Genomic DNA, 9,025 nt, shown 5'->3' with positions numbered 1-9,025 from the left:
CCAGCGTGACCTGTCGGCGGAGCACCCGGAGGACCGGTTTGGCCGAACCGGTGCGGACCGGTTTGGCCGAACTCACCCCGACCGGGTTCGCCGAACTCCAGAGGACCTGTTACGCCGAGCTACGACATTTTTGAGGTGCCGTTCTCGCTCGAGTTCCGTCACCCGCTTCTCGGCGGCGGCCAGACGCTTGCAGCGAGCGTCAAGGTAGATTCGCGACCCTCGCCGTCCTACAACACGGCCGCCCCTTGCCAAGCAGGGCGTTTGCCCTTTCTGGCGTGCCTGCTCGGTCTCCCGGAATCGGTGCACATCTTGATCGAAATGCCTGCTCGGCTTCGTTCAGAATCGATTCAGAATCGCCCTGGAACATGGCTACGAGCAGCGTGATTCACCAAGCGCTCCGCCGCCGACTCGTACTTCGAAGCCATGGGAAGAACCACCCGCGACGGCCGCTTCCTCCCTTAGTAGGCCCATCACGCCTAGCCACTCCTGGGGCGACAACGTCCAAGTGGCGCCCCCCTCCGTCGTGCCGCTGCTTGGGCGCCGAGCATTGGCAAGCTGGTTCCGCTCTAGCGCGCATGGTATCGGTCCGCCTTCACGAAAGGACACCGTGACGAACGGTGCTCAGGCGAGGACATGGGTGGTCATCCACAGCCGAATCCAGGTCAACGCGCCGACAACCGTCACAGGTGGAGCATCATGAGCATGGCTGATGAGACGCGGCTGGCGCGGTGGCGTCCTTGGGCAGGAGCACTTCTGGGCTTAGCCTGGTTCATCGCATTGGGGGGAGGACCCGCTCTCGACCCCACCCACCTGGACTGGCTCGGGTGGGGAGACTGGACGAAAAGCGTTCTAGGCTGGTGGTTCTTCCGTGACGCGCCTTGGAGCTTTCCTCTCGGCAGGACGCCGGACCTCATGCCGCCTTTGTTGACGACGGTGGGCTTCACCGATTCGAACCCCTGGGTCTCGGTGTTGCTCAAGCCCTTCACGAGAGTGCTGCCTCGGGACTTCCAGTTCATCGGGATCTGGCTCGCGGCATGTCTCGCGCTCCAAGGCTTCATGGGCGTCAAGCTCATGTCCGTGATCACTCCTCGCGCCTCGCATCAAATGATAGGGGCCGCGTTTTTTGTGCTGGCCCCCGTGCTGGTGTTCCGATTCGGACACGATGCGCTCTGCGCGCACTGGATGGTCACCGCGCTGCTATGGCTGCACCTGCGCCCCTGTCCGGACGCACACAGCGCTTGGCGCACACTGCGAATCGCGCTGCTGCTGAACGTGCTCGCAGCCGGCACGCACCCGTACCTGGCAGTCATGGTCTTCGCTCTCTCGACAGCCCTGCTCATCGGAATGGTGTGGCCAACGAGACGCCTCGGCTGGCGACAGGTAGGGCTGGCATTCCTGGGCGGCTCCCTCGCCGTGGGAGCTGTCTTCCTCCTCTTCGGGTACGTGGGACAGGGAGTGAGCGGAGCGACGAGCGGCTTCGGCGTCTATAGCGCGGACATGCTCTCGTTGTTCAATCCCATGGGGTGGTCTCGGATTTTGCCGTGGCTACCAGCGCAAGAGGGGCAGTACGAGGGCTTCGGATATCTCGGCACGGGAGTTCTCGTGCTCGCTCTAGCCGCGCTCCTTGGCAGGCCGTCCGTCTGGTGGCGGGAGGCCTGCACTCGGGTCAGAGCCCATGCGCCCCTGATGGGCATCGTGATGCTGCTGGCGTTGTTCGCGTTCTCGACGACAATGACATTAGGTGGCGTCACTGTGCTGACGATGCGCAAACTGGCCGCACCGCTCATGCCAGTCGTCGGCATGTTCCGCGCGTCTGGACGGTTCATCTGGCCGCTGCACTATGTCGTGCTAACGGGAATCCTCGCGCTCGCGGTTTGGCGCTGGCGGCAAAGGCCAGCACTCGTCACCGGCGTACTGGTGGGGGCGCTGCTTCTCCAGGTCGTGGACACGGCGGACCTATGGACTCAGCAGCGATTCCGATCTGCCCCTTGGCCCCGACTCGTCGCTCCGGAATGGGAGCAACTCGATCCGGACTATCGCCATGTGATCATGTTTCCGCCGTACATCCATGGCTCTCAAGTTCCTTGTGTCGAGAGCACCTTCGCCCAGTACGACTCCGTGCGATGGGGAGATCTCGCCTATCGCAAGGGTCTGACGACGAACAGTGGCTATGCCGCACGATTCAACGATCGGCAGGTCCAGGAGGTCTGCGCGGCACTCACGACGAACATCGAGAAGGGGCAGTTCGCTCCCGACACGGTCTACGTCGTCGACCCAACGAGGCTCGCGCTGTTCGAACGTCAAGGTGAACGCGTTACCTGCGGCACACTGGATGGCTTCAAAGTCTGCGTCGCGTCGACAGGAGGCCGGTTCCAGGAGGCGCTTTTGAAGACCACGGTCCGCGCACCCGCGCCTCCCACGGCAGACAGCCCGCCCTGAGCGTCCCGTGTTCAACGCTCAGCGGCATATCTGCGCAAGGCCGTGCGCTCGAGCTTGCCCATCGCGTTGCGGGGCAGCACGTCCAGCCAGATGAAGCGCGTGGGCAGCTTGAAGCCCGCGAGTGAGTCACGGCACCAGGTCTCCAGCACCGGTGCATCCGGACGCTGCTGGCCGGTGCGTGGCGCGAGGAAGGCCACGGGGACCTCGCCCCATCTCGCGTCGGTGACGCCAATCACCGCGGCCTCCTGCACCGCGGGATGATTGGCGAGCACCGCCTCCACTTCCGCCGGGTAGATGTTCTCCCCGCCCCTGACGATGAGGTCCGCTCGACGTGAGAGCACCGTGAGGCGACCTCGCGCGTCCAGCACCCCGAGGTCTTTCGTGTGGAGCCATCCGTCACGGAACGCCTCGCGCGTCGAGTCGGGACGATTCCAGTAGCCCGCCATCACCGTGGGGCCTCGGACCTCGATGTTGCCTTCCTCGCCAGGGCCTCGTGCAGCGCCGTCATCTCCGACGATGCGCACCTGGGTCCCCGGCAGAGAGCGTCCCGCGGTCTTCCCATCCGCCTCGGAGGGTGACTCCGTCGTTACCTGGGAACAGGCCTCGGTGAGACCGTAGGTCTGGAGCGCCAGGAGCCCCACTGCTCGTGCCCGCTCCAACAGGAACACCGGCACGGGCCCACCGCCAATCAGCGCGAGCTTGAAGGTCTCCGGCACCTGGCGACCGGCTCGGATATCGAGCACCCGCTCCAGCGTCGTGGCGACGAGGCTCGCGTGCGTCACGCCTTCGTCGATGGCTCGACTGGTGGCCTCCGCGTCGAAGCGCTCGTGCAGCACGAGACAGCCTCCCTCGTACGCGGTGCGCGTCAACATCGCGAGACCACCGACATGGAACAGTGGCAACGTCCCGAGCCAGCGCGGCGCGGGGTGCGACCCGAGGTTCTCCGCAGAGGCTCGGCACGACGCACGGAAGTTGCCCTCCGTCAGCACCGCGCCCTTCGGCCTGCCCGTCGTCCCGCTTGTGAAGAGCACGACGCGCGGTGAGTCCTCGGCCAGCGGCACGCAGGTCGTCGAGGGCTCCGAGGGAGCCAGGGGCTCGCCTTCCGTCGGTCGCCCTGTCGACGACGCACAGGCCGTGGACGGCGTCAGCGACGCACCCGTTACCAAGAGTTCCTCGTCTGGCGGTCGTTCTGCCGACGCCACAGAGGACTTTAGCGACTGCGCATTCGGCAGTTGCCCTCCCGACGCCAGCTCAGGTGTCGGCGTCTCCGACAACGCGCGGGTCTCCCTCGTCCGCTCGCGCGGGGGACGCTCCCCCGACGCCACGTACGCCGGCGACGCGAAAGTCTCCAGCGACTCCGCCCCTGGCAATCGCTCTCGCAAGGCCCCCATCGCCAAGGTGAGCGCGGGCGCGATGTCCTCGACCAACGGGGCCAACTCAGCGCGAGTGAGGCGCGCGTTCAGCGGCGCCAGCAGCGCTCCCAGCCGCCCCAGAGCCCAGAACAGGAACACACAGGCCGGCTGGTTCGTCGACAGCAGCGCGACCCGCTGTCCCGCACCGATGCCCCGGGCCTCGAGCGCGGCCACCCACCGATTCACCTCGGCGTCCAACGCTCCGTAGCTCCACGAGCGCCCGGCGTATGTGAGCGCCTCCGCTTCCGGATGAACGCGGGCGCCCTCGCGGATGGGACAGCCGAACGTCGTCACACCACCGCTCCGGCATCCAGCCCGAGCCCCGGCGTCTCCGGCAACCGGATGCGCCCATGCAGCGGCCGGTAGTCATGCACGGCGGGCTCACTCTTGAAGAGCTTCCCCACCGCGAGCCCCGACGCGAGCGCCCCTGAAGGCAACGCGGCCGCGAGGTGCGCCGCCCCAGCCCGAGCCACCACGCCGTCCAGCGAGCTCGTCACATACGCCTGCATGCCCAGCCGCGCGGCGCGCATCGCCACCACGAGCCCGGGCAGCAGCCCTCCCAACACCATCGGCTTGAGCACCACCGCACCCACCGCCGGCCCACCACCCAACAGCGGGTCCGAGCCCAACAACGCGCGCAGCGTCTCCGGAGAACCGAGCGACTCGTCCGCCGCCACCATGCACGGCGCTCGTCGCTGCACCCGCCACAGCGCCGCCAGGTCGTCAGGCGGCGTCGGCTGCTCCACCAGCTCCAACTGGTACCAGCCCAGCTTGTCCAACGCGCGCTTCGCCTCGAGCTCCGACCAGCCACCGTTCGCGTCGAGCCGCAGCTTCACGTCCGGCCCCACCGCCTCGCGCACCGCCTTTACCCGCTGCTCGTCCTCCTCCAGCGCTCGCCCCCCCACCTTCAGCTTGAGCGTCCCATACCCCTCGGCCACCGCCGCTCGCGCCTCGTCCACCAGCGCCGCCACCGTCTCACCGCTCAGCAGCGCATTCACCAGGACCTCGGGACGCGCCTCCTCGGCTAGGAGCCAGCACAGCGGAACCCCCTGCCGCCTCGCGAGCAGGTCCAACAGCGCCAGCTCCAGCGCATGCTCCGCTGCGGGCACCGGCCCCGGGGGCGCGGGATGACGGGCTCGCACCCGGACCCCCTCGCCTCGCGCCACCGTCGGCGGAAACGGCGACAACGTGTCCTCGACGGCGCGAACCGTGTCGCCCAGGAACTGTCCTTCCAGCGAGGACAGCCACGCCGCCAGCACCTCGCCACAGACGGGGAGCGACTCCGTGCCGAACTCGGGCAGCGGCATCGCCTCACCGAGCCCCACCCGCCCCTCTTCGTCCTCGAGGCGCACGAGGAAACCCTCGCGCGCGGAATAGGTGCCTCGGGCCGTCTTCAGGGGCTGGAGCAGCTCCAGTCGGAGCGGGGTCAGGGTTGCCTTGACGATGCGCATGGACTCACATCATCGCAGGTACAGGCCCAGCCCGAACAGCACTCCGAAGATGAGCTGGAAGCGCGCGGTGCCGCCCAGCGCGGGATTCAACGCCGCCCCCTGCTCGCGCATCACGCGCTGGAGCGGAGGCACCGCCAACGGGAGGCTGAGGAACGACAGGAACACCCAGGGTGCCGCGTACCCCAGCGCGTACATCACCCCGGGCGTGGCGAACGAGGCGGCGAGCAACAACACGTACTCCGCCTTGCCCGCCGTCGTGCCCCAGCGCACCGCCAGCGTCCGCTTGCCGGCCTTCACGTCCGTCGTCACGTCGCGCAGGTTGTTCACCACGATGAGCATGGTGCCGCTCGCCCCCACGGGGATCGCCGCCCACCACGCCGCCGGATGCACCGTGCCGGCCTGCACGTAGAACGTCCCCGTCACCGCGACCAGCCCGAAGAAGATGAAGACGAACAGGTCTCCCAGGCCGTTGTACCCCAAGGGGAACGGCCCCCCCGTGTACGCATAGCCACAGAGCAGCGACGCGAGGCCGATGGCGACGATGGGCCAGCCGCCCACCGCGACCAGATAGGCCCCCACCGCCGTCGCCGCGATGAAGCACACCGCCGCGCCCATCAACACCGTGCCCGGCGCGATGAGCCCGCTCTGCGTGACGCGCACGGGGCCCAGGCGCTCGTGGGTGTCCGCGCCCTTCTTGAAGTCGTAGTAGTCGTTGATGAAGTTGGTGCCGACCTGGATGAGCACCGCCCCCACCAGCGCCGCGAGCGCCGGGAGCAGTCGCCCCACGCCCAGACCGAACGCGAGCGACGTCCCCACCAACACCGGCACCAGCGCCGCCGTCAGCGTCTTCGGACGCACGGCCATCAACCACGTCTTCACCGTGGGACGAGGCTTCGACAGGGACACCGGTGCGCCAGGAACCGACGTGCTCACGGACTCATCCTCCCAGGGTCCGCCCCCGTGGCGGCCGCCTCGAACTGGGGCGCCTCGTACCAGGGCGTCTGCAGGAAACCCAGCACCTCGCGGACGTACTCCTCCGGCGCTTCCAGATGGGGCGCGTGGCCGCAGTCCGTGAAGGCATGTCGCCACACCACCGGGAGCTCCGCCGCCATCCGCCGCGCCGTCTGCGTGAACTTCTCGTCCTTCGCCCCCGTCAGGAGCAGCGTGGGCAGGCGCTGGTGGTGCAGCTCCGACCAGTAATCGGGTTGCACGCCCAGCCCCAGGCACTCCAGCGCACCGGCGAGCCCCTCCACCGTGCAGGCCCGGCGATGAGCCCGCAGCCGCTCCTGACGCTCCGCGGGCATGGCACGCAAGGAGTCGAACAGCGGCAGCGACTCCCACCGCTCCACGAAGGCGTCGACCCCCTTCGCGCGGATGAAGGCCGCCAGTTGCCCGTCTGACTCCCGCCGCTCGGCGCGCTCCTGACGGCGGTGGAGCCCCGGCGAGCCGCTCTCCATGATGAGCCGGCCGAAGCGGTCCGGCGCGCGCACCGCCGCGGCCAGCGCCACGCGCGCGCCCTGCGAGTAGCCCAGCAGGTCCACCGTGCCCAGCCCCAGCGAATCCACCAAGGACACCAGCGCGTCCACCGTCTCGAGGAAGCCGTCACGTCCGCGCCGCTCCGGCAGTGGCGTGGCGCCGTGGCCCGGCAGGTCCACCGCGATGGCCTTCACCGAGCGACCCATCAGCGGCTTCAGCCCATCGAACGACCCACGGTTCCCGGTGAAGCCGTGGAGCAGCACGAGCGGTCGGGAACCTTCGCCCCAGGTCTCGTACGCCAGCGTCACGCCCATGGTCCCTCTCCGAGTGCGGCGGCCATTCTCGCGAAGAGCTGCCGGTGGTCATCCACGTTCGCGGCCCGGTCCACGCGCACCTCCACCAGGTGCAGGCCGCCTTCCAGTCCTTCACGCACCGCCGCACGCAGCGCCGCGGGCGTCGTGGGCCGATGCAGCCGAGCCCCCCCCAGCGCCGCCGCGTGCGACAGGTCCACGCCGTGCGGCGTGCCGAACAATGCCTCGAACTCGTCCGGCTTCGCCGCCTGCGCGATGGGCAGGAACGAGAAGATGCCGCCACCGTCGTTGTTCACCGCGACCACCGTGAGCGGAACACGCGAGCGCGCCGCCGTCACGAACGCGCCCACGTCGTGCAGCAGCGCCAGGTCCCCCGTCAGCAGCACGGCGGGACGCGACGCCGCGGCCGCGACACCGAGCGCGCTGGAGATGATGCCATCGATTCCATTCGCGCCCCGGTTCGCCAGCACGCGCAGCGGCACACCACTCGCCGGGGCGAACGCGTCCACGTCCCGGATGGGCATGCTGCTGGAGACGAACAGCGGGACCTCGGCCGGAAGCGCGGCCACCACCTCGCGAGCGATGCGCGGCTCGCTGAGCATGTCCGGTCGCTCGGCGAAGGCCGTCTCCAACGCGCCGCGCACCATCCGCTCCGCGGCGAGGAAGCCCTGGGTCCACCAGCCCACGCTCCGCTTCACGCCCTTCGCCAGCGCGGCACACGCCGCCACCGCCGAGCCCTCCACCACCGTGGCCGCGCGGTGCGCGGGGTCGAACAGCGCCCCCCCGTCACTGAAGAGCACGATGTCCGCGCCCGACCCGTCCAGCCACTGCTGCGGCACCTTGGGCGTGAGCCCACCCCCGAACCGCAGCACCAGCTCCGGCCGATGCGCTCTGGCGAACGGCGCGTGACGAAGCATCGCGTCGTAGTGCGAGAGCGTCAGCGGACCGCCGCCATACCGGGCCTGGGACGTGGCCTCCGCCAGCACCGGGTAGCCCGTGGCCTGCGATACCGCGGAGATGGCCTCGGCGAAACCGTCCGCTTCGTCACGAGGACCGCAGACGATGACACCCCGCTCCGTCGCGGCGACGCGCTGGCGCACCGACTCCAGCACCGCCGCGTCCGGCACCGGCGCGGGCGCGGCGATGCGCGTGAACGGCATCCCCGGGCGACCGTGCTTCGCGAGCGCGGACAGGCGCTCCTCACCATATGCCTCGGTCACCGGCGCGAGCGGCTCGCGGAAGGGCACGTTGAGCTGCACGGCGCCGCGAGGGGCCCGCAGCGAGGTGGCCACGGCCCGGGCCGCGGTCGCGCGCAGGTGCGACAGCGCCACGTCGCTCGACTCCGGCACGCCCACGTCCGTGAAGCTGCGCGCGTGCTCACCATAGAAGCGCGCCTGCGGCACCGTCTGCGCCGCGCCCCACCCCTGCAGCTCCAGCGGTCGGTCCGCGGTGAGCACGAGGAGGGGCACCTGGGACAGCGAGGCCTCGATGACCGCCGGGTAGAAGTGCGCACCCGCGGTGCCGCTCGTCGCGACCAGGATCACCGGCGTGCGCGATTGCTTCGCGAGCCCCAACCCGAAGAAGGCCGCGCTCCGCTCGTCGATGACCGACCAGGTGCGAAGGCCCTCCGCGCGCGCGCAGGCGATGGCCAGCGGCGAGGAGCGCGAGCCCGGACACACCACCGCGTGTCGCGCACCGCCGCGCACCAGCTCCTCCACGAGCGCGCGAGCCCACAGCAGGTTGAGATTACTGTCGCCCGACATCCCCGCCTCCCAACGCACGCAACACGGCCAGACTCTTCATCTCCGTCTCCCGCCACTCCGCCTCCGCGATGGAGCCGGCCACGATTCCGCAACCCACGTACAGCCGCGCGCGAGCACCCCGCACCCGCGCCGAGCGCAGCCCCACCATCAGGTGCGCCCGCTCGGGCCCCACC

At 69.5% G+C, this 9,025-nt stretch carries 7 protein-coding genes; 1 reads left to right on the top strand and 6 read right to left on the bottom strand.

The genetic code is table 11. The annotated features are described in order from the left end of the window. The first annotated feature begins 696 nt into the window (after nucleotides 1–696). A complete protein-coding gene (locus FL311_RS37565; protein ID WP_141332485.1) occupies nucleotides 697–2,439 on the top strand; it encodes a DUF6311 domain-containing protein in 1,743 nt (580 codons plus the stop codon). 11 nt (nucleotides 2,440–2,450) lie between these two features. Here FL311_RS37565 and FL311_RS37560 read toward each other — a convergent pair whose 3' ends face one another. The 6 genes from FL311_RS37560 to FL311_RS37535 all read right to left on the bottom strand — a co-directional run. Then, nucleotides 2,451–4,145: an AMP-binding protein gene (locus tag FL311_RS37560; RefSeq protein ID WP_141332484.1), complete on the bottom strand. Its 1,695-nt coding sequence runs from the start codon at nucleotides 4,143–4,145 to the stop codon at nucleotides 2,451–2,453. Then, nucleotides 4,142–5,302, bottom strand: a complete 1,161-nt coding sequence (locus tag FL311_RS37555; protein ID WP_141332483.1) for a mandelate racemase/muconate lactonizing enzyme family protein — start codon at nucleotides 5,300–5,302, stop codon at nucleotides 4,142–4,144. The genes FL311_RS37560 and FL311_RS37555 overlap by 4 nt, the downstream gene beginning before the upstream one ends. 9 nt (nucleotides 5,303–5,311) lie before the next feature. Then, nucleotides 5,312–6,235, bottom strand: a complete 924-nt coding sequence (locus tag FL311_RS37550; RefSeq protein ID WP_141332482.1) for a 1,4-dihydroxy-2-naphthoate polyprenyltransferase — start codon at nucleotides 6,233–6,235, stop codon at nucleotides 5,312–5,314. Beyond that, the gene (menH, locus tag FL311_RS37545) at nucleotides 6,232–7,092 is read right to left on the bottom strand and encodes a 2-succinyl-6-hydroxy-2,4-cyclohexadiene-1-carboxylate synthase (RefSeq protein ID WP_141332481.1); all 861 of its coding nucleotides are present in this window, start codon (nucleotides 7,090–7,092) and stop codon (nucleotides 6,232–6,234) included. Before menH ends, FL311_RS37550 begins: the two co-directional genes overlap by 4 nt. Beyond that, nucleotides 7,083–8,852 carry a 2-succinyl-5-enolpyruvyl-6-hydroxy-3-cyclohexene-1-carboxylic-acid synthase gene (menD, locus tag FL311_RS37540; protein WP_141332480.1) on the bottom strand — a complete coding sequence of 590 codons (1,770 nt, stop codon included), beginning with the start codon at nucleotides 8,850–8,852 and terminating at the stop codon, nucleotides 7,083–7,085. The genes menH and menD overlap by 10 nt, the downstream gene beginning before the upstream one ends. Next, nucleotides 8,836–9,025: chorismate-binding protein (locus FL311_RS37535; RefSeq protein WP_194869527.1), on the bottom strand; the 190-nt coding region annotated here is incomplete at its 5' end. The genes menD and FL311_RS37535, both read right to left, overlap by 17 nt.

It is taken from the genome of Myxococcus sp. AB025B, assembly GCF_006518215.1.
GTDB lineage: Bacteria > Myxococcota > Myxococcia > Myxococcales > Myxococcaceae > Myxococcus > Myxococcus fulvus.
This window is presented reverse-complemented; position numbering and strand designations above follow the sequence as displayed.